Origin of the sequence: Arsenicicoccus cauae, from assembly GCF_043162025.1 — a bacterium.
GTDB classification, from domain to species: domain Bacteria; phylum Actinomycetota; class Actinomycetes; order Actinomycetales; family Dermatophilaceae; genus Arsenicicoccus; species Arsenicicoccus cauae.
Genome location: NZ_CP171001.1, coordinates 1,445,915 through 1,471,743 on the forward strand (window position 1 = coordinate 1,445,915; position 25,829 = coordinate 1,471,743).

The window sequence follows — 25,829 nt, forward strand, 5'->3', positions numbered from 1 at the left end:
GGTAGCCCCGGGTCCCAAATTCAGCCGCTACGAGCGGCCGCGTGCCGAGAGGCGCTCCCGGTCCGGCGCCCTCACCTCTCGGGCTGACCCGGGGTCGACCGAGGCAGGCCGGCGGCCCGTGGCACCCACCGTGTCAGGCGATGACGGCGGCCGCCATCGTCAGCGGCAGCGACACGATCGACGCGATGGTCGTCACGGTGGTCATCGTCTTGAGGCTTCCCTGCGTCGAGAGACCCAGCAGCGACTTGAACATCCAGAAGAAGTTGCTGTTGACCTGCAGCGCGAACAACGACCCCGAGGCGATGGCGAGCCCGACCACCACCGGCGCCACCTGGATCGACCCGAGGATCGGAGCCACGATGCCGGCCGCCGTGATGGCGGCCACGGACACCGAGCCGATCGCCAGGTGCAGCACCGCCGCGATGACCCAGGCCAGCAGGATGCTGAGGACGATGGGGGCGGAGTGGTTGACCGAGAACAACCCTCCGAGCACCTTGGCCAGACCGGTCGCCTTGATGACCGCGCCGAGCGACCCGCCGATGCCGGTGACCAGGAGGATCTCACCGGTGGTGTGCAGGCCGTCCGCGAAGGCGTCGTTGGTGGCCGCCGTCCCGATGAACCGCCGCGCCATGACATAGGCGCCTACCAGGCCGAGAAAGAGCGCGACGTTGGCGTCCCCGATGAAGGCGATCAGGTCGTTGGAGAAGTCCAGCAGCTCGGCGAACGCACCGAAGGCGATCATCAGCAGCGGCACGACGATCGGCAGCAGGGACAGCAGCAGGGAGGGGCGCCGCTCGGCCGGGACCTGCTCGTCGGCCTGCTCGGACTCCACGAGCGCCTCGGACTGCTCCTCGTCGCGCTCCGCCTTCCACCAGCCCATCGCCAGCAGCCGACCGAACAACCACACCGTGACCAGGGCGGTCAGGGGGCCGATCACGATGCCGTACAGCAGGTAGGTGCCAAGGGGGACCTTGAGCAGACCGGCGACGGAGATCGCCGCCAGCCCCGGGATCACGAAGACATAGCCGCAGAAGATGCCGGTGCCGAGCGCGCCCGCGAGGAACGGCAGCCCCCTCGTGCCGACGAACGGCGCCGAGGAGCGGGCCACGGGTGCCGCGAGGACCACATGCACGTCGACGTAGATGGAGGGAAAGATCGTCGCCAGCGCCATGGCCAGGGCGTAGGGGAGGCGGCCCGGCGGCACCAGTCGGACCAGGGCCTCGACCATCGTCTTGAACGCCCCCATCGCGTGGAGCAGGGCGCCCATGAGCACACCGAAGCCGATGAGCAGACCGATCTTGGCCATGATGTCGCCGAAGCCGCCGGTGATGGCGTCCACCGCCTTGCCGAAGCCGATCCCGCTCGCCAGCCCGAGGTAGAGCGAGGCGAGCACCAGCGAGATGATCGGGTCCACCTTGAACCTGATGATCAGCAGGATCACCAGAACGATGGCGGTGGTCGTGTGCAGGACGATCAGCATGGTCAGCCCCCTTGCTGCGGCGCGTCCTCACGAGGATGGCACTCTTCCCGCGCCTCGGCGCGTCGGGTGGTTCGCACCGAGCCCGTATGTCGAAGGCCGCCACCCACACGCGTGGGTGACGGCCTTCGACATACGAGCAGGTGATCAGGCGGTCTCCTCGAAGGCCCCCGCAGGGAACAGGCTGCGCAGCTGCGTTTCGTCGCCGCACCCCGTCAGGGCGTGGAGCTCGGCGTCCTTGCGGGCACTGCCCCGCGAGCGGCGACCGGGGCCGTGCCAGCGGCACTCCAGGCACTCGCCGCGGCAGAAGCTGCCGTCCTCGACGACGTGCCAGGTCGGCTCGTGAGAGGGGTTCCGGGGCTCGGTCTCGATCATCGGCACGGAGGTCGCGGCTGCTTCGCGACGTGATGCCCAACGCGCAGTGAGGCTCATGACATCAGGATGCCCTAGCTAACCTCCGGTAGCCAAGATCAGACCAGAGATCGCTGCCGCGACCTGACCCATTGCCGCCCAACCATTCCGGACGGTGACGAGGGGGGGCAGATGCCCCCGACCGCGCGCGTGTCCTCGCGGGCCTGTCACTCACCCGTGCTGGATCGGGTTCGTTCCGCGGCCTGCTGGGGTCCTCGCTCGTTCCTCGCTCGTGTCCTCGCAGCCCTGTCACTCACCCGAAGCGGCCGGAGATGTAGTCCTCCGTCGCCCGCTCCTTGGGGTTGTTGAAGATCCTGGTCGTGTCGTCGATCTCGATCAGGCGGCCCGGCTTGCCCTGCGCCTCGAGGTTGAAGAAGGCCGTCCGGTCCGCCACGCGCGCCGCCTGCTGCATGTTGTGGGTCACGATCACGATGGTGTACTTCGGCTTCAGCTCGGTGATGAGGTCCTCGATCGCGAGCGTCGAGATCGGGTCGAGGGCCGAGCAGGGCTCGTCCATCAGCAGGACCTGCGGCTCGACCGCGATCGCGCGAGCGATGCACAGGCGCTGCTGCTGGCCACCGGACAGGCCGGCGCCGGGCTTGTCGAGGCGGTCCTTGACCTCGTTCCAGAGGTTCGCGCCCCGCAGCGACTTCTCCACCACCTCGTCGACGCGCTTCTTGTCCTTGATCCCGTTGAGCCGCAGCCCGGCCGCGACGTTGTCGCGGATCGTCATGGTGGGGAAGGGGTTCGGGCGCTGAAAGACCATGCCCACGGAGCGGCGCACGCCCACCGGGTCGACGCCGGGGGCGTACAGGTCCTGGCCGTCGAGGAGCACCTTGCCCTCCACGCGGCCACCGGGGATCACCTCGTGCATGCGGTTGAGCGTGCGCAGGACGGTGGACTTCCCGCACCCCGACGACCCGATGAACGCCGTGCAGGACCGCGGCTCGATGGTCAAGGTCACGTCCTGCACCGCGTGGAACTTGCTGTAGTAGATGTTGACGTTCTCGACGTCGATGCGCTTGGCCATGTCAGTTCGTTCGCTTTCTGGGGTGGGTCAGCTCTTGACCGCGCCGAAGCGCGCGATGACGCGGCCCAGCAGGTTGAGCAGGAGGACGAGGAGGATGAGGGTGAGGGCTGCGGCCCACACGCGGTCGTGGGCGGCGTCCAGGGTGAGGAACTGACGCTCCTCGTTGATCATCGTGGGCAGCGTGGCCATGTTGCCGCCGAACAGGTCCCAGTGGATGTTCTTGGTGTAGGGGCCGAGGATCAGCAGGGGGGCCGTCTCACCCATCACCCGGGCCAGGCCGAGCAGGACGCCGGTGACGATGCCGGACAGCGCGGTGGGGAGCACCACCGAGGCGATGGTCTTCCACTTCGGCACGCCCAGCGCGTATGCCGCCTCCCGGAGCTCGTTCGGGACGAGCTTGAGCATCTCCTCGGTGGAGCGCACGATCGTCGGGATCATGAGCAGCACCAGCGACAGGGACACCGCGAACCCGACGCGGTTGAAGCCCATCACCGTCACCCACAGGGCGTAGACGAACAGGGCGGCCACGATGGACGGCACCCCGGTCAGGATGTCGACCATGAAGCTGACGGCGCGGGCCAGCCTGCCCCGGCCGTACTCCACGAGGTAGATCGCGGTGAAGATGCCGATCGGGACCGAGATCGCCGCGGTGACCAGACCCTGCAGCAGGGTGCCCATGATGGCGTGGTAGGCGCCGCCGCCCTCTCGGCGCACCGAGATGCCGCGCTGGGAGTTGGTCCACCAGGTGCTGGAGAGCAGGTTGTCGAGGCCGTTGGACAGGACCTCGTAGAGGATCCAGGCGAGCGGGGCCAGGGCGACCAGGAAGGCCAGCCACATGATGACCCGAGCCAGCTGGTCCTTGGCCTTGCGGCCCCCGGAGGCATTGTCGATGCTGGTCGACTCGTTGGCGGTGACGGCGGTGCTCATTCGGTGAAGGCCTTCCGACGCTCGATCACGACGCGCGCGATCGCGTTCACGACGAACGTGAGGATGAACAGGACCAGACCCGCCGCGATGAAGGCGCCGGCCTTCTGCGGGGAGTCGAACTCCGAGGCGTTGTTGGCGATGCGTGACGCGAAGGTCTCGCCGCCGTTGAAGATCGACGGGTCGAACGGGGTCCCCGCCGCGAGCGTGCTCAGGATCATCATGACGGCGACGGTCTCGCCGAGCGCGCGTCCGAGCGCCAGCATCGCGGCGGAGATGACGCCGGGCTTGCCGTAGGGGAGCACGGCCGTCTTGATCATCTCCCACTTGGTGGCGCCCAGCGCGAGCGCGCCCTCCTTGTGGGGGGACGGCGTCTGGGCGAAGACCTCGCGCGACAGCGAGGTGACGATCGGCAGGATCATGATCGCGAGCACGAGGCTGATCACGAAGATCGTGGCCGTGATGCTGGTCTCGCCGAAGAGCGGGAACCACCCGAGCCACTGCTGCAGCCATTGCTGGAGCGGGTCGATGAAGGGCGTGAACTGGGCAACGCCCCACAGGCCGTAGACGATCGAGGGCACAGCCGCGAGCAGGTCGATGAGCTGCGCGGCCGGCTTGCGGAGCCAGGCCGGGGCGTACTGGGTGATGAACAGGGCGACGCACACACCGAGAGGCACGGCGATGGCCATGGCCAGGATCGAGCTGACGACGGTCGTCCACAGCAGGTCCGCGATGCCGAAGCGGGGGTGGTCACCCGAGACGCTCCACTCGCGCGACGTGAGGAAGTTGGCCTGGTTCTTGGCGAGGGCCGGGATGGCCTGCCAGAGCAAGAAGACCCCGACCAGGGTGACCAGGGCGATGACGAGGATGCCCGCGCCGGTGGCGAGGCCACCGAAGAGCCGGTCGCCGAGGCGCCCGGTCGAGGCCTGGTCGCCCAGCAGGGGCGGACGACCCTGGTCGTCTGGCGTGGAGTCGACGGCGGAGACGCCGGTCACGGAGGACACGAGTGCTACCTAACTGTCCGGGGTGAGACGAGGGGGAGCCGGCCGGGACGGGGTCCTGGACAGGCGGAGAGCCGGGCGGCCCAGGGACGTCCCTGGACCACCCGGCTCCGTCGGATCACTGGAGGGCGTCGATGGCGGTCGAGACCTTGCCCTGCACCTCGGTGGGCAGGGGGGCGAAGCCGATCTCCTCGAAGGACTTCTGCACGTCGGCAGAGGCCATGTGCTTGAGGAAGGCCTTGACGTTCTCGCCCTTCTCGGCGTCGGCGTTCTTGGAGCAGACGATCTCGTAGGTCACCAGGACGATCGGGTAGGCCCCGGCCTCCTTGGTGGCGTAGTCGAGCTTGAGCGCGAGGTTGTTGCCCTCGCCGGCGACCTTGGCGGCGGCCACGGCCTTGCCCGCAGACTCACCGGTGAGCTCCACGGCGCCCGCGCCGGTGTCGACCTTGGCGATGCCCAGCTTGTTGTCCTTGGCGTAGGACCACTCGGCGTAGGTGATGCCGCCCTCGGTGGAGGCGACTGCGCCGGCGACGCCGGCCGACTTCTCCTTGCCCTCGCCCTTGCCGGTCCACTTCTTGCCGGGCTCGGCGGTCCACTTGGACGGGGCGGCGGCCTGGAGGTACTTGGTGAAGTTCTCGGTGGTGCCCGACTCGTCCGACCGGAAGAAGACCTTGATGTCCTTGTCCGGGAGCGAGGCGCCGGAGTTGAGCTTGGCGATCGCCGGGTCGTTCCACTTCGTGATCTTGCCGTTGAAGATGTCGGCCATCACGTCGGCGTTGAGGACGAGGCCGTCGACGCCCTTGAGGTTGTAGCCGACCGCGATGGGGCCGGTGACCATGGGGAGGTTCCAGGCGGGGGACGCGCAGGCCTTGTCGGCCTCGGTCTGCTCGATCTTGCCGTCCTTCTCCTTGGTCTTGAGCGCCGAGTCGGAGCCGGCGAAGTCGGCCTGCTTGGCGATGAACTGCTTGATGCCGGCGCCGGAGCCCGTCGCGTTGTAGTTGACGGTCGTGCCCGAGCACTTCTCCTGGTAGCTGTTGGCGGCCTCCTCGAAGGCGGCCTTCTGGGCGGAGGAGCCCTCCGCGTTGAGGGTGCCCTTGCCGCAGTCGGCGTCGCCACCGGCGGCGGACGAGGATGCGCCGGACGAGGACGCACCGGACGAGGACGCACCGGACGACGAGTTGTTGTCGGAACCGCACGCGGTCAGGGCGAGGGCGCCAGCCAGGGCGATCGTCGACAGACCGGCAAGACGCTGAGTCTTCACGTTAGAAGTACCTTCCACAGCAGGAGATGTGACCAGGCGCAGGTGCGCCGTCGATGTCAAGGTAGGGACGCAGGGTGACCAGGTGGCTGGCCGACGATGAACGTCACGTGAACGCCGGACGTCCACCGGGCCGCCGTGGCGGCCCAGCCCCCGCTCGTGCCCCCGGATGAGCTAAGGGAGGCGCCGCCAGCTCGACGCTCGCTGTGACGATGTCGTGGTGGGGCACCGTCGGCCCCGGTGGCGCCTCAGGGCAGGTGCCGCTCCACGGCGACGATCCGGGCAGCCTCGCCGGTGCCGGTGACGTGGCAGACGAGCAGCTCGCCCTTGGCCATGCCGAGGTCCGCCGCCTCGAGCAGGGTGCTCACGACCGCCTCCCCCTCGGGCTGGTCGACCGAGCCCAGGACCGACAGCTCCTCCAGCAGCAGCGGCAGCACCGGGCCGTGCGAGCACAGGGCGGCGGGCACGCCGCGCTGCAGGGCCTTGAGCAGGTGCTTGACCGCGCGGTCCGGGTCCTCGACGAAGGCCTCCTCGGTGAGCCCCTCCTTGCGCTTGAGCTCGAGACCCGCGGAGCTCGCGTATGGCGCCAGCGTGTCCACGCACCGTGTCGAGGACGAGGTCACCAACCGCGTCACGCCGAAGGCCGCCAGCATCGGGACGATCGCCTGCGCGCGGCCCTCGCCCCGTGCGTCCAGCGGTCGCAGCCGGTCGTCCTCGCGCCACCGGTTGCGGGGCCGGGCCTTGGCGTGGCGCACGAGGACCAGCGGCCAGGTCGTGAGGGCGCCCTGGCCGGCATACCGCACGACCGCGCGCAGCTGCTCACGGTCGCGGGCGTAGTCCAGCCGGGCCATCGCGTCCGATACGGGCAACCAGGCGACCTCGTCGATCTCGTTGAGCAGGTCGCCGGAGCCGCCGACGACCTCGGCGGTCCAGTAGCGGACCTGCTTGCGGGCGACCTCGCCCCTGCGGTCGACGAAGGAGTAGGACGACGGCGGGAGGGGCCGGCCGAGCCGCACCTGCAGGCCGGTCTCCTCCTCGACCTCGCGGACGGCGGCCGAGGGCCAGTCCTCGCCCGCGTCGAGCTTGCCCTTGGCCCAGGCCCAGTCGTCGTAGGCGGGGCGGTGCACCATCGCGACCTCGAGCGTGCCTCGACGTCGTCGCCAGGGGACCGCACCCGCGGCCGCGATGATCGGGGCGTCGGCGCCCACGCCCCCACCCGCTCCCGCACCCGCTCCCGGGGCCTGGACTGTCATCGCGCTCCTCGTCGGTCCTGTCTGCTGGTCGGGCCGGGTCGCCGTCAGACCCGGGTGCGCTTGCGCCGCTGCTTGAGGTGCATCTCGATCAGCGCCGCCTGGTGGTCGAGCAGCGGCTGACCGTCGGCGTCCCGGTGGTGGCGCACCCAGCGGTCGTCCTGCAGGTGCCAGCTCGAGGTCGTGTCGGCCATGCCCTGCTCCATGAGCTCCTCGAGCTGCTTGACGTGCTCGGGCCGGGTGATCCGCACCAGCGACTCGACGCGCCGGTCGAGGTTGCGGTGCATCATGTCGGCGCTGCCGATGTAGACGGCGGGGTCGCCGTCGTTGCCGAAGACGAAGATCCGCGAGTGCTCCAGGAACCGCCCGAGGATCGAGCGGACGCGGATGGTGTCGGACAGCCCGGGCACGCCGGGCCGCAGCGCGCAGATCCCCCGGACGAGGACGTCGACCTGCACGCCGGCCTGCGACGCGCGGTAGAGGGCGTCGATGATGGCCTCGTCGACGATGGAGTTGGCCTTGATGGCCACGCGGGCGGGACGCCCGGCGCGGGCCAGCTCCGCCTCGTGCTCGATGAGCTCGAGGAGGCCGGACCGCAGCGAGCGTGGCGCCACGAGCAGGCGCTTGAACTTGCTGCGCGGGGCCCAGCCGGAGAGCTGGTTGAACAGGCGCGTGAGGTCCTCGCCGACCTGGGCGTCGCAGGTCAGCACGCCGAGGTCCTCGTAGAGGCGGGCCGTCTTGGGGTTGTAGTTGCCGGTCCCGACGTGGCAGTAGCGGCGCAGGCCGTCGGGCTCCTGCCGCACGACGAGCGACAGCTTGGCGTGGGTCTTGAGCCCCACGATGCCGTAGACGACGTGGACGCCGTAGTGCTCGAGACGGCGGGCCCAGGCGATGTTGTTGGACTCGTCGAAGCGGGCCTTGATCTCCACTACCGCGACGACCTGCTTGCCGGCCTCGGCGGCCGCGATGAGGGCGTCGATGATCGGGGAGTCGCCCGAGGTGCGGTAGAGCGTCTGCTTGATCGCGAGCACCTTGGGGTCGGCGGCCGCCTGCTCGAGGAATGCCTGCACCGAGGTGCTGAAGGAGTTGTAGGGGTGGTGGAGCAGGATGTCCTTGCGCCGGATCGCGCCGAACACGTCGCTGGCCTCGGAGCGCTCGCGCGGTGCCAGGTCCGGGTGGGTGCGGGCGCGGAACGCCGGGTAGTGCAGGGACGTGCGCTGCAGGTCGGCGACGGTGTTGAGGCTGCGCAGGTCGAGCGGGTTGGGCAGGCGGTAGACCTCGTGCTGCTCGACGCCGAGCTCGCGGACCAGGAGCTCCAGGACGTGCGCGTCCATTCCCTCCTCCACCTCGAGGCGCACCGGAGGCCCGAAGCGGCGACGGGTCAGCTCCTTCTCGAGGGCCTTGAGGAGGTTCTCGGCGTCGTCCTCCTCGACCTCCAGGTCCTCGTTGCGGGTGACGCGGAACAGGAAGTGCTGCTGGACCTGCATGCCGGGAAAGAGCAGGTCCAGGTGCGCGGCGATGATGTCCTCGAGCGGCACGAAGCGCACGTGGTAGAGGTCGACCTCGCCCGACGCGGACACCTGGTGCAGGCGCGGGAGCAGGTCCGGGACCTTGATGCGCGCGAAGTGCTCGGCCTGCGTGCGGGGGTTGGTCAGCGTGACGGCGAGGTTGAGGGAGAGACCGGAGATGTAGGGGAAGGGGTGCGCCGGGTCGACGGCCAGCGGCGTGAGGACGGGAAAGATCTCGCTGCGGTAGACCGCGGACAGGTGGGTCTGCTCGTCGGCCGTCAGCTCGTGCCACCGCACGATCCGGATGCCGTTGCTCTCGAGCGCGGGCTCGACCTGGTCCCGGAGCAGGCCGTGGGCCCGCAGCATCAGCTCGTGCGCGACCCGGCTGATCTCGTCCTGGAGCTCGTCGGGCTCCAGCCCGGACGCCGACCGGATGGCCAGCCCGGTCGCGATGCGGCGCTTGAGGCCGGCGACGCGCACCATGAAGAACTCGTCGAGGTTGCTGGCAAAGATCGCGAGGAAGCGCGCCCGCTCGAGCAGCGGCACGTCGGGGTCGGCGGCGAGCTGCAGCACGCGCTCGTTGAACTGCAGCCAGGACAGCTCGCGGTCCAGGAATCGGTCGTCGGGCAGCTCGTCGGTGGGCTCCTGGGCGTCGGCGGCCACGCGCACGAACCTGCCGTCGGAGGACCGCGGGCGGGCCGCCGTCGTGCGGTTGGGGTCCGCGGCCGGGGCGGGGTCGGGGGAGGGCTCGGGTGGGCTGGCCGGGCTGGACGGGCTGGCGGGGGAGGCCTGCGCCGCCTCGGCGGTGGTGGTCGAAGCGGTCACGTCGTCAGCCTGCATGGCGACATCGTCGCACTCCCCAGACGGACGGCGCGAGTACTGCACGTCCGTGGACACCGTGGTGAAACCCTGACGGGTGTACGTCGCCATGGCCGGGGCGTTGTCGGCCTCGACGTAGAGGACGACCCGCTCGAGGCCGCGGTCGCGCAGGTGGTCCAGCCCCAGCCGGGTGACCAGGGCGCCGAGCCCACGGCCCTGGTATGCCGGGTCCACCCCCACGACGTAGACCTCCCCGGTGCCCGGGCCGGCGTCCTCGGGGTCGACCTTGGTCCAGTGGAAGGCCGCGAGCCTCGGGTGCTCGCCCGCGACGTCCTCCACGAGGATCAGCCCTTCGGGCTCGAACCACCGGCTCGCCATGCGCTCCTGCAGCCCGGTCAGGTCCAGCGAGCCCTGCTCGGGGTGGTGGGCGAAGGCCGCGGCGTTGACCGCCAGCACCGCCGCCTCGTCACCGGGGCGGTAGGTGCGGACGGCGAACCCGTCGGGCACGGCGACCGGCGAGCGCTCGTCGTCGCGGGGCTCGAGCGGGCGGCCCAGCTTGCGCAGGTCACGCGTCGCGGCGAGGCCTCGCGATCGCAGCAGCGCCCGGGCCGCCGGGAGGTCGCCGTGCGCCCAGACCTGCACGTCGCGGCCGTCCTCGGGGAGCACGGCGTCGAGCAGCTCCCCGCCGACGCCGCGGCCGCGTGCGGCGGGGGCGACCACCAGCTCGAGGGCGTGCGGCGGGCCCCCGGCATACCCCACGACCTCCCCATCGGCCAGGGCGAGGACGTGGTGACCGGGTCGCGTCAGGTCGAGGCGGGCCTGCTCGGACAGCGGGCCGACGCCGTCCGTCTGCGTCGCCGCGCCGACGACCTCCGCGACGGCCTGGACCTCGTGGGGGGACAGCTCGGTGCGGGATTCGACGCTCATGGGGCACATTGCACCACGGACCGCTGACCGGTCTCAGTCGGTGCGCGACCTCGAGGAGGCCCCCGCGTCGGTCGGTGCCGGGCCGGTCGCCGGGGCCTGCGCAGCGGCGGGGGCGGGGGCGGGGGCACGGACCTCGTCGAACCGGTAGCCCACGTTGCGGACCGTGCCGATGACCGCGTCGTGCTCGGGGCCGAGCTTGGCCCGCAGGCGGCGGACGTGGACGTCGACGGTGCGGGTGCCGCCGAAGAAGTCGTAGCCCCACACCTCCTGCAGCAGCTGGGCGCGCGTGAAGACCCGCCCCGGGTGCTGCGCGAGGTGCTTGAGCAGCTCGAACTCCTTGTAGGTCAGGTCGAGCACCCGCTCGCCGAGGCGGGCGGTGTAGGCGGCCTCGTCGATGGTGAGGGCGCCGGAGGTGATGGCACGGTCGGCGGGCTCGGCGAGGTCGGTGCGCCGGCTGGACACCAGCCTCAGGCGGGCCTCCAGCTCGGCCGGCCCGGTCGTGTCCAGCAGGATGTCGTCGAGGCCCCACTCGGCGTTGACGGCCACGAGACCACCCTCGGTCAGCACCGCGAGCAGCGGGGCCTCGATGCCCGTGGCCCGCAGGACGCGGCACAGCGACTTGGCCACGGCCAGCTCGCGCCGGGCATCGACGAGGACGGCGTCGGCGCGGGGGGCGTCGATCAGGGCCGCGGCCTCGGCGGGCAGCACCCGCACGTGGTGGGGCAGCAGGCCGAGCGCAGGCAGGACCTCCGCGCTCGCGGCGAGGGCGTTGGTGAGCAGGAGCAGCTGGGCCATCGACCGTCAGCGTAGGCGGTGGGGTCCGCGCGGCGGCGGATGCGACCATGGGTCGAGAAGACGTCGACCTATGGAGGGACCGCGATGGATCAGCCGACCGACCGCCCCACGCCCGCGCAGGGGGTCGCCCTGCAGGAGGTCCAGGTGCGCCTGCGCTACTGGGCCGGGGCGCGGGCCGCGGCGGGGGTCGAGGAGGACGTGGTGAGCGCGTCGTCGGTGAGCCAGGCGTTGGCCGCCGCGGCCCTCCTGCGGCCGGCCCTGGTGCCCGTCCTGCCCGCCTGCAGCGTGCTCGTGGACGGTCGGACCGTGCCGCGTGACGCGTCGCTCGCGGGGGCCACGCTCGTCGAGGTGCTTCCGCCCTTCGCCGGCGGGTGATGCGAGGATGCTGACGTGCCCGGACCCGAGCCCTCGACCCATCGCCCTGCCGACGGCAGCGACGCGGAGCGGATGACCGACGGCCCGAGGGGCAGACGGTCGTATGCGGGGGCGGTCCGGCAGGACCTGGCGCAGCGTGCCCGCCGCCGCCTCGAGATCGTCCGCCCCACGACGGTCCGCCAGCTGCCGCCGCGCACGCCCGTGACGCTGACGGTGGTCACCTACGCCACCCTGCTCGTGGTGGCCGTCGCGGCGAGGGGGGCGGCGACCGGCGTCACGGTGATAGCCGTGGCCCTGGCCTCCGCCGTCGTCGCCGTCGGCTGGACGCGCCTCGTGGGGCTGCCCAGCCGCCGCGGCACCCTCATCACGGTCAGCCTGTCGGCCGTGCTGCTCCTGGCCTCCGTGGTCCTGCCGGACGACGGGGGGTCGCTGCGCTGGGTGCCGGCCGCGCTCGCCGTCGGGGTCGTCGTGGCCTTCTTGCACCAGCTCGTGCGCCGCGACGGGCGTCCCCGCGTGGTGGTGAGCCTGTCCGGCACCCTCCTGGCCCTCGGCATCCTCGCGGCCGGGGTCACCTGGGTGGCGCTGCCGTCGATGGCCGGCGGCCGCGACGCCGCCGTCGCGGCCTGGGCGGCCCTGGCGGTCGCCGCCGCCGCGGAGTGGCTGTGCCACCGGGCGCGCTGGTTCACCGCGCTGGCACCGACGGCGCTGCTGGCGGGGGCCGTCGCGGGCGGGCTCGTCGGAGCCCTCGTCGAGGCGTCCGTGCCGTGGTGCGCCCTGCTCGGCCTGGCGTGCTCCGCCGCGAGCCTGGCCCTGCGCGTCGTCCTGTCGCCCCTTCCCGCCCTGGTGACCCTGCGCGCGCAGGCGGTGAGCGGCGTCGCCTCCGTCCTGGTCGTCGGTCCGCTCGTCGAGACCGCGGCCCGCCACCTGCTGGCCTCCTGAGCCGCCGCCGGGACCCGTCGCCGCCCGACGGCGGCAGAGACGGCGGCAGAGACGGTGGCAGCGACGGTGGCAGAGGAGGCGGCAGAGACGGCGGTAGAGTCATCGTCGTGCCTTTCGAGATCCCCACCGACCTGCCCTCCGAGCTGCTGCCCCTCGCCTGGATGATCGGGCGGTGGGAGGGCGTCGGCCTGTTCTCCTACCCGACGATCGAGGACGGCCGCTTCGGTCAGGAGCTCGAGATCCGTCATGACGGGCGCCCCTTCCTGGAGTGGCACTCGCACACCTGGGAGATCGACGACCAGGGGCACAAGGTCCGCCCCCGCGCCACCGAGCTCGGTTTCCTGCGTCCGGTGGGTGAGGAGTCCAAGGAGTGCGAGCTGCTCCTGGCGCACAGCTCGGGCATCGTGGAGATGTACTACGGCACCGTCGAGCCCGCCCGCCTCATCATGAAGACCGACGGCGTCATGCGGTCGCCGCACGCCAAGGACTACTCCGCCGGGTCCCGGATGTACGGCTACGTCAACGGCGAGCTCTTCTGGGCGATGGACATGGCGGCGGAGGGCCACCCGCTGCAGACCCACCTGTCGGCCCAGCTCAAGAGGGTCTCTTGACCCCGTCCCCGCATGACCCAGTCGACCCCGCCGACCCGGCCGACCCCGCCGTCGGCACCGGCACGTCCGGCAGCACGGAGCCGGACGTCGACGCGATCTTTCGCAACCACGGCCTGCGCGTCACGTCGCAGCGCCGGCGCGTCCTCGCCGCGATCGGCCGGCTGCAGCACACGACGCCGGACCAGCTGTCGCGCGAGGTCGACGCCGACGGCGGGGACGCCCTGCCCCTGTCGACGATCTACCGCAACCTCGACACGCTCACGGAGCTGGGCGTCGTGGCAGCGACCCGGCTGACCGAGGGCGCCCCGACATACCACCTCGTCCAGCACGCCACGCACCTCCACCTCGTGTGCAACAGGTGCGGGGCCATCACCGAGGCGCCGCTCGCGGTGGCCGACGAGCTGGCCGAGGCGGTCTACGACCGCGACGGCTTCGTGGCCGACCTGCGGCACCTGCCTGTGCACGGCTGGTGCGCGCGTTGCGCACCGGGCCGCACCGAGATTCCCGACCGGGGAGGACCCGAGGACCATGACCACACCCACCAGCACCGGGCCTGACGCCTACCGCTCCCCGCTGCTCGACCGCCCCGGTGCCGTCGCGGGGGACCGCGAGGACGCTGGCGTGCCGGCCCACCACGGGGACCCCTTGCGCGAGCAGCGGCTGCTCGTCGAGGGGCTCGCGGCGGTGGACCTGTCCCACCGCGGCGTCGTGACGGTCACCGGACCCGACCGGCTCACCTGGCTGCACTCCATCACCACCCAGCACGTCGCCGCGCTGGCCCCGCGCACCTCGGTCGAGGACCTGGTCCTCAGTCCCAAGGGGCATGTCGAGCACGCCCTGCACGTGGTCGACGACGGCGAGACCACGTGGATCACGGTCGAGCCCGGCATCGCCCCGGCCCTGGTCGCCTGGCTGCGGTCGATGCAGTTCATGCTGAGGGTGCAGGTCGACGACGTCACCGACGACCACGCCGTGGTCGGCGAGCCCATCCGCAGCGAGGGTGCCGAGGGCGAGCCGCCGACCTGGTGCGACCCCTGGCCGCTGATGGGGCCGGACACCGCGCCGTACGGCCCGGTCGACGGCCACCCCGGCGAGCAGCGCGCCTGGCGCGAGGTGATCGTGCCCCGGGGGGAGCTCGTGGCACGTATGTCGGACCGCCCGCTCGCGGGGACCTGGGCCGTCGAGGCGCTGCGCGTCGCGGCGTGGCGACCACGGCTCGGCTTCGAGACCGACCACCGCACGATCGCCCACGAGCTCGACTGGCTGCGCACCGCCGTGCACCTGCACAAGGGCTGCTACCGCGGGCAGGAGACGGTGGCGCGGGTGCACAACCTCGGCCGACCGCCACGTCGCCTCGCGTTCGTGCACCTGGACGGCTCGGGGCACGTGCTCCCCGAGCGGGACGCCCCCGTCGAGGTCGACGGCCGCCCCGTCGGACGGCTGACCTCCGTGGCACGGCACCACGAGGACGGGCCCATCGGCCTGGTGGTCCTCAAGCGGAGTACCCCGACCGAGGCTGACCTCACCATCTCCGGCATCAGCGCGTCTCAGCAGGAGATCGTGCCGCGCTGACCGCCCTGGACCGCAAGATCCTACGGGCGTATGCCACGATGGGGGCATGTCAACGTCGACGCTCATCACCGTGGCCACCACCGGGGCCGAGTCCAGCAAGGCCGACGTCCCGACCCTGCCGACCACCCTGGACGAGCTGGTCGAGACGGCCCGTCGGTGCGAGGCGGCGGGGGCGCGGCTGATCCATGTGCACGTCCGGGACGAGCGGCACGAGCCGACGCTCGACCTGGGTCGCCTGACCGAGACGGTGGCCGCCCTGCGCGAGGCCACGGACCTGGTCGTGCAGCTGTCGACCGGGGGCGCCATCACCGACTCCTTCGAGTCACGCCTCGCCGTCCTCGACGCCCGACCCGACTCCTGCTCGCTGACCTGCGGCACCACCAACTTCGGCGACGGCATGTTCCTCAACCCCCATCCCTTCATGCGCGACCTCTACGTCAAGGCGCAGGAGCTCGGGGTGGTCCCGGAGTTCGAGCTGTTCGACCTCGGGCACGTCCACGCGCTGCGCCGGTTGATCGACGAGTGCGGGCTGCCCCACGGCGGCGCGGTCCACTGCGACTTCGTGCTGGGCGTGCCCGGGGCCGCCCCGGCCACCCCCCAGGCCCTCCTCGCGGGCGTGGCGGCACTGCCCCCCGAGACGACCTCGTGGTCCGCCACGGGCATCGGGCGCGGGCACCTGCCCGTCCTGGCGACGGCGCTCGCGGCCGGGGGCCACCTGCGGGTCGGGATGGAGGACAACCTGCTGCTCGCGCGCGGGGTCAAGGTCGACCACAACGTCCAGCTCGTGGAGCGCGCCGCCCGCATGGCCGAGCTGATGCAGCGACCCGCCATGACGGCGGACGAGGCGCGCGCCCTGCTGCGCGTGACCTGACTCACTGCTTGCTGGAGTTGCCTCGCGCTTGCAACTGCAAGCATACTGACGTCATGGCACGGCTACCCGTCTCGCGGATCCACGTCACGGATCTCGGTGCCTACCTGCGTGAGCAGCGGGAGGCGGCCCAGCTCAGCCTCCGCCAGCTGTCCGAGCTCGCCGGGGTGAGCAACCCCTACCTCTCCCAGATCGAGCGCGGCCTGCGCCACCCCTCTGCGGAGATCCTCAACGCCCTCGCCAAGGGGCTCCAGATCTCGGCGGAGTCGTTGTACGTCCGGGCCGGGTTCCTCGACGGAGGCGCCGCCGCGGAGGACGACGGCCCCGCCACCGGCCGCCGCCCCGGGACCCCCTCGGTCGTCGAGGCCATCACGGCCGACCCGTCGCTGAGCGCGCGCCAGCGCCGCACCCTCGTCGACCTCTACCGCCAGCTCGCCGAGGCCTCCGGGGAGGCCGGCCCGGGCGGGGTCGATGACGCCGACGCCGCCGACCAGCCGTCCGCCACCCCACCAGCCAGAGCCCACGCCACGACCCGACGCACGAGGAGCACCCGATGAGCCCGTCCCGCAAGAAGCCCGCAGCAGCACCGGTCTACGCCGCCGTCGGAGCCGCCGACCTGGCGATCGAGCAGCTCAAGAAGACGCTGGCCCAGGTCGAGGCCCTGGCCGACCAGGTGCGCAAGGACCTGGAGGACCGCGTCGCCAAGGCCGGGGCGGACGCCCAGGAGGCCGCCGCCCGCGCCGGCAGGGCCGCCCACGACGCCCCGGAGCAGGCCCTCAACCAGGGGCTGACCGTGGCCGGCCTGGCCTCGCACGCGTACGACGAGATGGCCCGCCGCGGCCGTCGCGTCGTCGGTCAGGGTGTCCAGGACATCCGCGAGGACCGGCGTGTCAAGGAGGCCGCGGCGCGGGCCGGGTCCACCGTCAAGGTGGCCACCGAGACGGCCGCCACGGTCATGGGCTACGCAGACAAGGCGATGGGCCGCAAGGACAGCGCCGCCGTCACCGTCAAGGGCACGGTCGTCGAGGGCGAGCAGCCCGAGACCGCCCCCGCCAAGAACGTCCGCGCTGCCGCCGCGGCCGCCGCGGCCGGCAAGGACAAGGAGGCGCCCGCGACCCCGCGCCGGCGCACGACGCGTCGGGCCACGACCGTCAAGGACGTCACCCCGGACGACGTGGCGGAGGCCACGGCCACGTCGGCGACCTCGTCGACCGGCTCGCCCAAGGCGTCCCCCAAGCCCGCCTCGAGGCGCCCCTCCCGCGCCTCGGTGACCACCAAGGCGGCCGTCGGCGAGGCCGGCACGGGCACGACGTCCGCCCGCACGTCGCCCTCCACGACGGCGCGCAAGGCCTCGACGCGTCCCTCCCGCAAGGCCGCCGACCCCGTCGCGGCGTCCTCGGGCAACGCCGCCGCCACCGAGACCGCACCGGCCACGGGCACGACGACCTCCGCGCCGGTGCAGGCGTCCGTCGACGAGGCCGCCCAGGCCTGACGTCGCGTCGCCGGCATCCCCGACCCCACCCCACCTCGAGGAGTCCCCTGCGTGCGTGCCGTCGTCTCCCGCGTGACCGCCGCCAGCGTCGTCGTCGAGGGCGAGGTCGTCGGCCAGATCACCGAGCCGGGTCTGCTCGTCCTGCTGGGCATGACCCACGACGACGGGCCCGACCAGGTCGCCGCCATGGCGCGCAAGCTCACCGAGCTGCGGATCCTGCGCGACGAGCGGTCGGTCCTCGAGGTGGGGGCGCCGGTGCTGATGGTCAGCCAGTTCACCCTGTACGCCGACCTGCGCAAGGGCAGGCGACCGTCCTGGAGCGCGGCGGCGCCGGGGTCCGTGGCGGAGCCCGTCTTCGACCAGGTGGTGGACGCCGTGCGGGCCACCGGCGTTGCCGTCGAGACCGGCAGCTTCGGCGCCATGATGGACGTCGCGTCCGTCAACGACGGCCCGTTCACGGTGATCGTGGACGTCTGAGCCGTAGGCTCTGTCACGTGGACCAGCTGACCTTCTCCTTCCAGGCCCTGGTGGCCACCCTGCTGCAGCTCGCGGCCGTCGTCGCAGGCGTGGTGGGGTGCATCCAGGTCGCGACCACGCGTCCCGACGCGTTCCCGGCCGCGAGCAAGCTCTCCAAGGGGGCCTGGTTGGCGATCCTGGTGGTGTCGACGCTGGTCGCCGGGGCCTTCGGCGTGCTGCACCTGCTCGGCCTGGTCGCCGCGGTCGCCGTCATCGTCTACTGGGTCGACGTCCGTCCCGCCCTGCAGCGGGTCCAGGGCCGGGGACGCCAGGACGGACCCTACGGCCCGTGGTGACCCCCGTCGGCCGCCTGGAGCAGGTGGCCGGCCCAGCCGGTCCGCTCGACCTGCTGACCGTGGGTCGGGGGCAGCCCTCGACGATCTTCGCGCACGGCGCCGGCTCCTCCATCGAGACGACGCGGCCCTTCGCTTCGGGGGTGCGCGGGGCGCGCACCTTCTTCCACTTCCGGGGGCACGGCCGGTCCGTCGTGCCCGACCTGCCCTGGTCGTATGCCGACCTGGCCGTCGAGCTGCGGACCGTCGCCGACCACGTGGGTGCCACGCGCGCCCTGGGGGTCAGCCTGGGCGCGGGTGCCTTGCTGAGGCTGCTGTGCGAGGACCCCGGCCGCTTCGAGCGGGTGGTGCTCGTGCTGCCCGCCGGTCTCGACCGGGCACGTCGCGGCCCGGGCGTCGACGAGCTGCAGCGGCTGGGTCGCCGCATCGCCGAGGGGGACCGCGCGGCGGCCGTGGAGCTCTACCGCGGTGACGGCGGGGCGGGGTCGACGGCGCGGGGCGATGCCGCTGACGCGTGGGCGGAGCAGATGGCCGACCAGGTGGTCGCGGGCCACCTCAGCGCGGTCGGGATCGGCCGGGCGCTGACGACCCTCCCCGGCCAGGTGCCCGTCCCGGACGTGTCCTTGCTGGGGCACGTGCGCGTCCCGGTGCTCGTGCTGGGCCAGGAGGAGGACGTCATCCACCCGGCCTCGGTCGCCCGACGGCTGGGCGAGGTGCTGCCGGCGGCGGAGGTGGAGGTGCTGCCACCGGGCGGGCTGCTCTGGGCGCACCGCAGCCGGGTGCGCACCCTCGTCAGCACCTTCCTCGACGCGTGATCGTCCTGGCCGCGGCGAGACAGCGGGCCGCGGTCAGGCGCGCTGCTCGCGCGTGGCGGGCGCCAGCAGCAGGGCGATGACGGCCAGCCCACCGACCAGCAGCAGCGAGTGCAGGACGCCGACGTGGTTGCCGAGGAATCCCAGGAACGGCGGCCCTGCCAGGAACGCGAGGTAGCCGATGGTCGAGACGACGCTCACCCGCACCGCGGCCCGACGAGGGTCGTCGCTGGCGGCCGACATACCGACCGGGAAGCCGAGGCTCGCACCGATGCCCCAGACGGCGGCGCCGACGTAGGCGAGGACGGGACCGCCGAAGACGACCAGCAGGGAGCCGATCGCGGCCAGCACGAACAGCACTCGCAGCACCGGCACGCGGCCGTAGCGGTCCAGCGCCGAGGTGCCGATCAGGCGGCCGACCGTCATGGCGGTGAGGAAGGTCGCGAAGCCGAGGATCCCGGCCCACTGCGGCAGGTGGTAGCCCTCGACGAGCGCGACGGACACCCAGTCGTTGGCGGTGCCCTCGGTCATGGCGGCGACCAGCACGACGACGCCGATGAGCAGGGTGCGGGGCTCGCGCCAGGCGGAGCGGCTCTGCGGGCCTGCGTGCTCCTCGGCGGCGTCGGGGTCGGACGCCTCGACGTCGCGGGGGAGGAAGCCGCGGACGGCGAGCCAGCCGAGCACGGGCCACAGCAGCGCCACGCCGGTGAGGTGGGCCCAGACCGGCACGTGCGCCCAGGCGAGGCCGGCTGCCACGAGCGCCATGACGACCGTCCCCCCGCTGAAGGCCGCGTGGAACCACGGCATGATCGCGCGTCCGAGGTGCTGCTCGACCGCGGCGCCCTCGATGTTCATCGAGACGTCCCACGTGCCGATGCCGAGGCCGACGAGGAAGAGTCCGGCGCCGGCGACGAGCGGGGAGTGGGTGACGTCGGTGCCCACGCCGAGGATCACCAGGCCGACGCAGAACGCGGCAAGTCCGGACAGGACGGTGCGCATCGCCCCGACGCGGGCCGTGATGCTGCCGGCGGCGGGCAGGCCGAGCAGCGAGCCCGCCGACACGCACATCAGCAGCGCCCCGAGCTGGGCGGGCTCGAGCCCGAGGGAGGTCTTGATGGAGGGGATCCGCGACGCCCACGTGGCGTAGCCCATGCCGTTGACGGCGAACACCGCCACCACGGCCCACACGGCCTGCCGGACGCGGTCGGGTGACAGGGTCGTGGTGGTCATCGCGGGGTCCTCCGGGATCGCTCGGGGTTTGGTGTGTCGTCGCCGCGGCGTTGTCGAATCGATTCGATCGAATCGATTCGATAGTATGTCGACATGGGACGTCAAGGTCAATCCACCACGCGGATGCCGCACCGCAGACCCACCCTGCGCGAGGTCGCCGACGAGGCAGGCGTCTCGATCTCGACTGCCTCCCTGGTCTACAGCGGCAAGCAGGGCGTGTCGCCCGCGACCGCCGAGCGGGTGCGGGCGGCCGCCGAGACCCTGGGGTATGCCGGGCCTGACCCACTCGCCTCGTCGCTGCGTCACGGGCGGTCCGGCGTGGTCGGGGTGCACGTCGAGGGTGCGCTCGGCTATGCCTTCCAGGACCCCTACGCCGTCTCCGTCCTCGACGGGCTCGGGCAGGTCCTCGACGAGCTCGGGATGGGCATGCTGCTCGTGCCGGAGCCCCCCGGTGGGGCGGAGCACGCGGCCCGGCTGGTGGCCGGACAGGCCCTCGACGCCCTCGTCTTCGCCCTGTGCGGCCCGACCACGTCGGCGCTGGTCGACCAGGTGGCGGCCCGCGGGATCCCGATGCTCGGCACCGGCGCCCCCGTCGACGAGCGCGTCGTGCAGCTGCGGATCGACGACCGGGCCGCGACCGGCGAGCTCGTGGACCACCTGCGCGGCCTCGGTCACGAGCGGATCGCCATGCTGGCCATGCCCCTCGGCCCCGGGGCACCGGCGGGGCCGGTCACCGTCGCCGACGTCGACGCGGCCGCCTACCCGGACGCGCGGGACCGGGCGCTCGCGTTCGTCGACCGGCTGGGCCCGGACCTCCCGATGGTGCAGTCGGCCGGCCTGTCCATCGACGGCGGTGCGCAGGCCGCCGCCCTGCTGCTCGACGCGGTCCCCCGACCCACGGCGGTGGTGGCTCAGTCCGACCTGCTGGCGGCGGGGGTGATCCGGGCCGCCACCGACCGCGGGCTGTCGGTGCCCGACGACCTCAGCGTCGTGGGGTTCGACGGCATCGAGCTGCCGTGGTTCGAGGGGAGGCTGACGACGGTCGAGCAGGACGGGCGGGGCAAGGGGCGTCGGCTCGGCGACATGCTCCGGCGGCTGCTCGACGGCGAGGTGGTGCCCGACGAGGAGCACCCGACGCGCCTGCGTCTCGGCACCACGACCTGCCCGAGGTAGCCACGTCGGACCGCCCTGGTCTCTCAGGCGACCATGACGACCCGAGGCGGGGTGTCGAGGTCAGGCGGACCCGGTCGGGGCGACCGCGGACCAGGCCACGGTCAGCTCGCCCAGCCGCCACCTGGCGGGCCCGTCGAGCACCGGCCACCCCGCGTCACGCAGCCCACGTGCCACCGCCACGAACCGTTGCCGCGCGCCATAGCTCGCCAGCGGCGCCTGCCGCGCCCACTCCATGTCGACCGCGCAGAGCCAGTCGTGCACCCGCTCGCCGGGGACGTTGCGGTGGATCAGCGACTTGGGCAGGCGCTCGGCCACGACGCCCGGCCGGGCCAGCCCCCGCAGGTGCCACGAGCAGGTCAGCGACAGCGGGCCCGTGCGGTCGAGGGCGACCCAGGACGCGAGCCGCCCGATCTCGTCGCACGTCCCGTCCACCAGCAGGCCGTCGGGCGCGAGGCGCGAGCACAGCCGCGCCCAGGCCGCCGGGACCTCCTCCTCGGAGTACTGCCGCAGCACGTTGAACGCCCGCACCACGGTGGCGGACTCACCGTCCAGAGGAACCTCGAACCCGCCCAGGCGGAAGCGCAGCCCCGGCCTCTCGAGAGGTCGCCCCAGCTCCACCCGGGACGGCTCGATCTCGATGCCCACGACACGCACGTCCGGTCGCACGGTCGCCAGGCGCGCGTGCAGCTCGACCGCGGTGACGGGGGAGGCGCCATACCCGAGGTCCACCGCGATCGGCGACGACTCGGCTGATCGCAGCCGCCAGGCCTGCGGGCCTGCGAGCCAGCGGTCGCAGCGGCGCAGCCGGTTGGGGTTGGTCGTCCCGCGCGTCACGGTGCCGATGGGGGAGGTGCGGGCCACCGGCCCAGCCTAGGTCGCGCACCGTGCCCTGGGCCTCCCCGGGCGCCGAGGCGCACGGGGAATGCCGCCCGGCACGTGCCGGTTGTCGCGAGCAGGGCCGCCGAGGTCGCCCTCTGCACCCACGACCCGTCGTCACCCACGGAGGTCCCATGCCCGGGCTGCACCGCGTCGCCATGCTGAGCGTCCACACGTCCCCGCTCGCCACGCCCGGCCGGGGTGACGCCGGCGGCATGAACGTCTACGTCGCCGAGACCGCCCGCCGGCTCGCCCGACGGGGCATCGAGGTCGACGTGTTCACCCGCGCCACATCCGGTCGGCAGGCCCCGACGGTGCCGCTCGACGACGGCGTCACGGTCCGGCACGTGACGGCCGGCCCCTTCGAGGGCCTCGGCAAGATGGACCTCCCGGGCCAGCTGTGCGCCTTCGCGGCCGGGGTGATGCGCACCGAGGCGATGAGCCCGGAGGGGCACTACGACCTGGTCCACTCGCACTACTGGCTCTCCGGCCAGGTCGGCTGGCTGGCCGCCGACCGCTGGCAGGTGCCTCTCGTCCACTCCATGCACACGATGGCCAAGGTCAAGAATCTCCAGCTGGCGCAAGGGGACTCGCCCGAGCCTGCCGGCCGGGAGATCGGCGAGGAGCAGGTGGTCGCCGCGGCGGACCACCTGGTCGCCAACACCGACATCGAGCGCGGCGAGCTGATCGAGCTGTATGCCGCCCCGCCCGACCGCGTGGCCGTCGTCCCCCCAGGCGTGGACCTCGAGGTCTTCCACCCCGGTGACCAGGGCGAGGCACGTGCTCGGCTGGAGCTGCCCGCCGACGTGGTGCTGCTGCTCTTCGTCGGACGGATCCAGCCGCTCAAGGCCCCCGACGTCCTGGTCCGCGCCGCCGCGGAGCTGCTCGCCCGCCGCCCCGAGCTGCGGCCACGGCTGCGGGTCGCCGTCCTCGGGGGTGACAGCGGGGGCGGGTACGGCGACCCGGACTTCCTGCGACGCCTGGCCGCCGAGCTGGGCGTCGGCGACCAGATGATCTGGCACCAGCAGAGCACCCGCACCGAGCTCGCCGACTGGTTCCGGGCGGCCGACGTGGTGGCCGTCCCGTCCTACAACGAGTCCTTCGGCCTGGTGGCCGTCGAGGCGCTGGCATGCGGAGCGCCCGTGGCCGCCACGCGCGTCGGTGGCCTGCCGACGGCGGTGGGGGAGGCCGGCGTGCTCGTCGGCGGTCACGACCCTCGTGCCTGGGCCGACGCCGTCGCGTCCCTGCTCGACCACGGCGACCTCCCCGGCCTACGGGCCCGCGCCGCCCGGCACGCCGAGGCGTTCTCCTGGGAGGCGACCACGGACCGGCTGGTCGGCGTCTACCAGGACGTCCTTGCCCGACGCCGTAGCCTGGCCTCGTGACCGACGACGCGCACCCGACCCACACCGACCGGACCAGCACCGAGGCGGTCCTCGCCGCGGTCGAGGCCTTCGTCAGCGAGCAGGGCCTCGACTGGGAGCGGGGAGCGCGCGAGGGTGAGGTCGTGGTCACCCTGCCCGGCGAGCACAAGCTCAAGACCGTGCTGTCGCTGCTGGTGCGCGAGCGCGGCCTGTCCGGCAACGCGTTCGTGATCCGCAACGCCGACGAGGCCCACGAGCGGTTCTACCGCGCCCTGCTGCGACGCAACCTGCGCATGGCGGGCGTGGCCTACGCCATCGACGCCTCGGGCGACGTGTACGTCACCTCGCACGTCCCGCTCGCGGGGGTCGACGAGGCCTACCTCGACCAGCTGCTCGGCACGGTCCTCGAGGCGGCGGACGAGCCCTTCGACGAGCTGCTGCAGATCGGTTTCCTCACCTCGATGCGCAAGGAGTGGGCGTGGCGGGTGTCGCGGGGCGAGTCCACCCGCAACCTTGACGCCTTCCGCCACATCCTGGACACCGGTCCGCAGGACGAGGCACCGGGTGAGGGGCGGGGGCACGAGGGATAGGGTCGCACCATGACCTACACCCTCATCCTGCTTCGCCACGGCGAGAGCGAGTGGAACGCCAAGAACCTCTTCACCGGCTGGGTCGACGTGCAGCTGTCCGACAAGGGCCGGGCCGAGGCCGCGGCTGGCGGGCGCCAGCTCAAGGACGCGGGCCTGCTGCCGGAGATCGTGCACACGTCGCTGCTGCGACGGGCGATCAGCACGGCCAACGCCGCCCTCGACGAGTGCGACCGGCACTGGATCCCGGTCAAGCGGTCCTGGCGCCTCAACGAGCGTCACTACGGCGACCTGCAGGGCAAGGACAAGAAGCAGACCAAGGAGCAGTACGGCGAGGAGCAGTTCATGCTGTGGCGCCGCTCCTACGGCACCCCGCCGCCGGAGATCGCCGACGACAACGAGTTCAGCCAGGCCGGGGACCCGCGCTACGCCGACCTCGGCGACGCGATGCCCAAGACCGAGTGCCTCAAGGACGTCGTCGCCCGGATGATCCCCTACTGGGAGTCCGACATCGTCCCGGACCTCAAGGACGGCAAGACCGTGCTGGTCGCGGCCCACGGCAACTCGCTGCGCGCCCTGGTCAAGCACCTCGACGGGATCAGCGACGACGACATCGCCGGCCTCAACATCCCGACCGGCATGCCGCTCGTCTACCGCCTGGACGACTCGCTCGCGCCGACCGTGGCCGGTGGTGAGTACCTCGACCCGGAGGCCGCCAAGGCGGCCGCGGAGGCCGTGGCCAACCAGGGCAAGTGACCTGCTGACCGCTCAGGCCGTATGCCGCGAGAGGCCCGCCCCCGTCCGGGGTGCGGGCCTCTCGCCGTGCCGGCGGGCGCTCGGTCGGCTCAGTCGTCGTCGCCCGGGTCGATGCCGGGGATCTCGGCGCCGTCCTGCGCCCACTCGCCGGTGACGAGGTAGATGACGCGACGCGACACCGACACCGCGTGGTCGGCGAACCGCTCGTAGTAGCGCCCGACGAGGGTCACGTCCACGGCGGCCTGGATCCCGGCGTCCCAGTGGCCACCGAGCAGGTGCTCGAACACCTGGCGGTGCAGGGCGTCCATCTCGTCGTCCTGCGTCTCCAGCGCAACGGCGGCCGAGACGTCCTTGCCGGCGATGATCGAGCCGGCCTGGGCGACGATCTTCTCCGCGGCGTGGCCCATCTCCGTGATGGTGGCGCGCAGGGTGGGCGGGATGGCGGAGTCGGGGTAGCGCAGCCGGGCGACCTTGGCGATGTGTCGGGCGAGGTCGCCCATCCGCTCGAGGTCGGCGCTCATGCGCATGGCGGTGACGACCATGCGCAGGTCGGTGGCGACGGGCTGCTGACGGGCGAGCAGGTCGATCGCGGTGTCGTCGAGCTCGCGGCGCATCCGGTCGATGGCCTCGTCCGCCTCGATGACGGACTCGGCGAGGGTGAGGTCGGCGTCGAGGAGGGCGGTGGTGGCCCGGCTCACCGCCGAGCCGGTGAGGCGGGACATCTCGACGAGCTTGTCTGAGATCTGGTCGAGCTCCTCATGGAACGCGTCGCGCATGGATTCCTCTCACAGCGGTGCAGGACGTCGGCAGTCGAGGTCGGCTGCCCAACGAGATCGTAGGTGCAGGCGCGCAGGTGTGTCCCAGGTTCACGCCTCGGCGAGCGTCCCAGGGCTGCGTTAACGAGCCAAGGACCACGGATGAACACTTGGCGATCACGCGGCGTGATCATCGCGCCGGTGTGCGTG

The 25,829-nt window shown here is 72.5% G+C and carries 27 protein-coding genes; 15 read left to right on the forward strand and 12 right to left on the reverse strand.

Annotation, left to right across the window (positions count from 1 at the left end):
* Positions 1–133 precede the first annotated feature (133 nt).
* The 9 genes from ACF3NS_RS06815 to ACF3NS_RS06855 form a co-directional block, all read right to left on the reverse strand.
* Positions 134–1,480 carry a GntP family permease gene (locus ACF3NS_RS06815; protein ID WP_392468752.1) on the reverse strand — a complete coding sequence of 449 codons (1,347 nt, stop codon included), beginning with the start codon at positions 1,478–1,480 and terminating at the stop codon, positions 134–136.
* Positions 1,481–1,624: 144 nt separating this feature from the next.
* Positions 1,625–1,909: a DUF6349 family protein gene (locus tag ACF3NS_RS06820; protein WP_392468753.1), complete on the reverse strand. Its 285-nt coding sequence runs from the start codon at positions 1,907–1,909 to the stop codon at positions 1,625–1,627.
* 232 nt (positions 1,910–2,141) lie between these two features.
* Positions 2,142–2,918 carry a phosphate ABC transporter ATP-binding protein PstB gene (pstB, locus tag ACF3NS_RS06825; RefSeq protein ID WP_154592363.1) on the reverse strand — a complete coding sequence of 259 codons (777 nt, stop codon included), beginning with the start codon at positions 2,916–2,918 and terminating at the stop codon, positions 2,142–2,144.
* A gap of 27 nt (positions 2,919–2,945) precedes the next feature.
* A complete protein-coding gene (pstA, locus tag ACF3NS_RS06830; protein ID WP_392468755.1) occupies positions 2,946–3,845 on the reverse strand; it encodes a phosphate ABC transporter permease PstA in 900 nt (299 codons plus the stop codon).
* Positions 3,842–4,846 (reverse strand): phosphate ABC transporter permease subunit PstC, encoded by a 1,005-nt coding sequence (gene pstC, locus ACF3NS_RS06835; RefSeq protein ID WP_288799554.1) that lies wholly within the window; start codon positions 4,844–4,846, stop codon positions 3,842–3,844. Before pstC ends, pstA begins: the two co-directional genes overlap by 4 nt.
* Before the next feature lie 115 nt (positions 4,847–4,961).
* Complete coding sequence (gene pstS / locus ACF3NS_RS06840) at positions 4,962–6,104, reverse strand: phosphate ABC transporter substrate-binding protein PstS (RefSeq protein WP_392468757.1); 1,143 nt, start codon at positions 6,102–6,104, stop codon at positions 4,962–4,964.
* Positions 6,105–6,349: 245 nt separating this feature from the next.
* Positions 6,350–7,354: an NUDIX domain-containing protein gene (locus ACF3NS_RS06845; RefSeq protein WP_392468758.1), complete on the reverse strand. Its 1,005-nt coding sequence runs from the start codon at positions 7,352–7,354 to the stop codon at positions 6,350–6,352.
* A gap of 44 nt (positions 7,355–7,398) precedes the next feature.
* A complete protein-coding gene (locus ACF3NS_RS06850) occupies positions 7,399–10,614 on the reverse strand; it encodes an RNA degradosome polyphosphate kinase (RefSeq protein ID WP_392468759.1) in 3,216 nt (1,071 codons plus the stop codon).
* Between the two features lie 24 nt (positions 10,615–10,638).
* Entirely contained in the window at positions 10,639–11,400 is a 762-nt protein-coding gene (locus tag ACF3NS_RS06855; protein ID WP_392468761.1) for a DNA-binding response regulator, read from the reverse strand.
* Between the two features lie 84 nt (positions 11,401–11,484).
* Here ACF3NS_RS06855 and ACF3NS_RS06860 point away from each other — a divergent pair, with 84 nt between their 5' ends.
* The 11 genes from ACF3NS_RS06860 to ACF3NS_RS06910 all read left to right on the forward strand — a co-directional run bounded on the left by ACF3NS_RS06860 (position 11,485) and on the right by ACF3NS_RS06910 (position 18,881).
* Positions 11,485–11,775, forward strand: coding sequence for a MoaD/ThiS family protein (locus tag ACF3NS_RS06860; RefSeq protein WP_154592358.1), 291 nt, complete (start codon positions 11,485–11,487; stop codon positions 11,773–11,775).
* A 15-nt stretch (positions 11,776–11,790) separates the two neighbouring features.
* The gene (locus ACF3NS_RS06865; RefSeq protein ID WP_392468763.1) at positions 11,791–12,714 is read left to right on the forward strand and encodes a hypothetical protein; all 924 of its coding nucleotides are present in this window, start codon (positions 11,791–11,793) and stop codon (positions 12,712–12,714) included.
* 107 nt (positions 12,715–12,821) lie between these two features.
* Positions 12,822–13,325, forward strand: coding sequence for an FABP family protein (locus ACF3NS_RS06870; protein ID WP_392468765.1), 504 nt, complete (start codon positions 12,822–12,824; stop codon positions 13,323–13,325).
* The gene (locus tag ACF3NS_RS06875; RefSeq protein WP_392468767.1) at positions 13,322–13,882 is read left to right on the forward strand and encodes a Fur family transcriptional regulator; all 561 of its coding nucleotides are present in this window, start codon (positions 13,322–13,324) and stop codon (positions 13,880–13,882) included. The genes ACF3NS_RS06870 and ACF3NS_RS06875 overlap by 4 nt, the downstream gene beginning before the upstream one ends.
* The gene (locus tag ACF3NS_RS06880) at positions 13,854–14,897 is read left to right on the forward strand and encodes a YgfZ/GcvT domain-containing protein (RefSeq protein WP_392468769.1); all 1,044 of its coding nucleotides are present in this window, start codon (positions 13,854–13,856) and stop codon (positions 14,895–14,897) included. Before ACF3NS_RS06875 ends, ACF3NS_RS06880 begins: the two co-directional genes overlap by 29 nt.
* 46 nt (positions 14,898–14,943) lie before the next feature.
* The gene (locus ACF3NS_RS06885) at positions 14,944–15,768 is read left to right on the forward strand and encodes a 3-keto-5-aminohexanoate cleavage protein (protein ID WP_392468772.1); all 825 of its coding nucleotides are present in this window, start codon (positions 14,944–14,946) and stop codon (positions 15,766–15,768) included.
* A gap of 53 nt (positions 15,769–15,821) precedes the next feature.
* The gene (locus ACF3NS_RS06890) at positions 15,822–16,322 is read left to right on the forward strand and encodes a helix-turn-helix domain-containing protein (protein WP_392468774.1); all 501 of its coding nucleotides are present in this window, start codon (positions 15,822–15,824) and stop codon (positions 16,320–16,322) included.
* Positions 16,319–17,257: a hypothetical protein gene (locus ACF3NS_RS06895; protein WP_392468776.1), complete on the forward strand. Its 939-nt coding sequence runs from the start codon at positions 16,319–16,321 to the stop codon at positions 17,255–17,257. Before ACF3NS_RS06890 ends, ACF3NS_RS06895 begins: the two co-directional genes overlap by 4 nt.
* 51 nt (positions 17,258–17,308) lie before the next feature.
* Entirely contained in the window at positions 17,309–17,734 is a 426-nt protein-coding gene (dtd, locus tag ACF3NS_RS06900) for a D-aminoacyl-tRNA deacylase (RefSeq protein ID WP_392468779.1), read from the forward strand.
* A 17-nt stretch (positions 17,735–17,751) separates the two neighbouring features.
* Entirely contained in the window at positions 17,752–18,069 is a 318-nt protein-coding gene (locus ACF3NS_RS06905; protein WP_392468781.1) for a DUF2516 family protein, read from the forward strand.
* A complete protein-coding gene (locus tag ACF3NS_RS06910; RefSeq protein ID WP_392468783.1) occupies positions 18,063–18,881 on the forward strand; it encodes an alpha/beta fold hydrolase in 819 nt (272 codons plus the stop codon). Before ACF3NS_RS06905 ends, ACF3NS_RS06910 begins: the two co-directional genes overlap by 7 nt.
* 33 nt (positions 18,882–18,914) lie before the next feature.
* On the opposite strand, the gene ACF3NS_RS06915 is transcribed toward ACF3NS_RS06910, so the two are convergent.
* Positions 18,915–20,108 (reverse strand): MFS transporter, encoded by a 1,194-nt coding sequence (locus ACF3NS_RS06915; RefSeq protein ID WP_392468785.1) that lies wholly within the window; start codon positions 20,106–20,108, stop codon positions 18,915–18,917.
* Between the two features lie 93 nt (positions 20,109–20,201).
* Between ACF3NS_RS06915 and ACF3NS_RS06920 the strand changes: the two genes are divergently transcribed.
* Positions 20,202–21,281 carry a LacI family DNA-binding transcriptional regulator gene (locus tag ACF3NS_RS06920; protein ID WP_392468788.1) on the forward strand — a complete coding sequence of 360 codons (1,080 nt, stop codon included), beginning with the start codon at positions 20,202–20,204 and terminating at the stop codon, positions 21,279–21,281.
* 60 nt (positions 21,282–21,341) lie between these two features.
* Here the strand turns inward: ACF3NS_RS06920 and ACF3NS_RS06925 are convergent, their stop codons facing one another.
* Positions 21,342–22,142: a class I SAM-dependent methyltransferase gene (locus ACF3NS_RS06925; RefSeq protein ID WP_288798558.1), complete on the reverse strand. Its 801-nt coding sequence runs from the start codon at positions 22,140–22,142 to the stop codon at positions 21,342–21,344.
* A gap of 149 nt (positions 22,143–22,291) precedes the next feature.
* Here ACF3NS_RS06925 and mshA point away from each other — a divergent pair, with 149 nt between their 5' ends.
* Genes mshA through ACF3NS_RS06940 form a run of 3 tightly spaced genes read left to right on the forward strand, consistent with a single transcriptional unit; the run spans position 22,292 to position 24,864 of the window.
* Positions 22,292–23,542, forward strand: coding sequence for a D-inositol-3-phosphate glycosyltransferase (gene mshA / locus ACF3NS_RS06930; RefSeq protein WP_392468791.1), 1,251 nt, complete (start codon positions 22,292–22,294; stop codon positions 23,540–23,542).
* Positions 23,539–24,111, forward strand: a complete 573-nt coding sequence (locus tag ACF3NS_RS06935) for a YbjN domain-containing protein (RefSeq protein ID WP_392468793.1) — start codon at positions 23,539–23,541, stop codon at positions 24,109–24,111. The genes mshA and ACF3NS_RS06935 overlap by 4 nt, the downstream gene beginning before the upstream one ends.
* 9 nt (positions 24,112–24,120) lie before the next feature.
* Positions 24,121–24,864 (forward strand): phosphoglyceromutase, encoded by a 744-nt coding sequence (locus ACF3NS_RS06940; protein ID WP_392468794.1) that lies wholly within the window; start codon positions 24,121–24,123, stop codon positions 24,862–24,864.
* Between the two features lie 89 nt (positions 24,865–24,953).
* On the opposite strand, the gene phoU is transcribed toward ACF3NS_RS06940, so the two are convergent.
* Positions 24,954–25,640 carry a phosphate signaling complex protein PhoU gene (phoU, locus tag ACF3NS_RS06945; protein ID WP_392468796.1) on the reverse strand — a complete coding sequence of 229 codons (687 nt, stop codon included), beginning with the start codon at positions 25,638–25,640 and terminating at the stop codon, positions 24,954–24,956.
* Positions 25,641–25,829 lie beyond the last annotated feature (189 nt).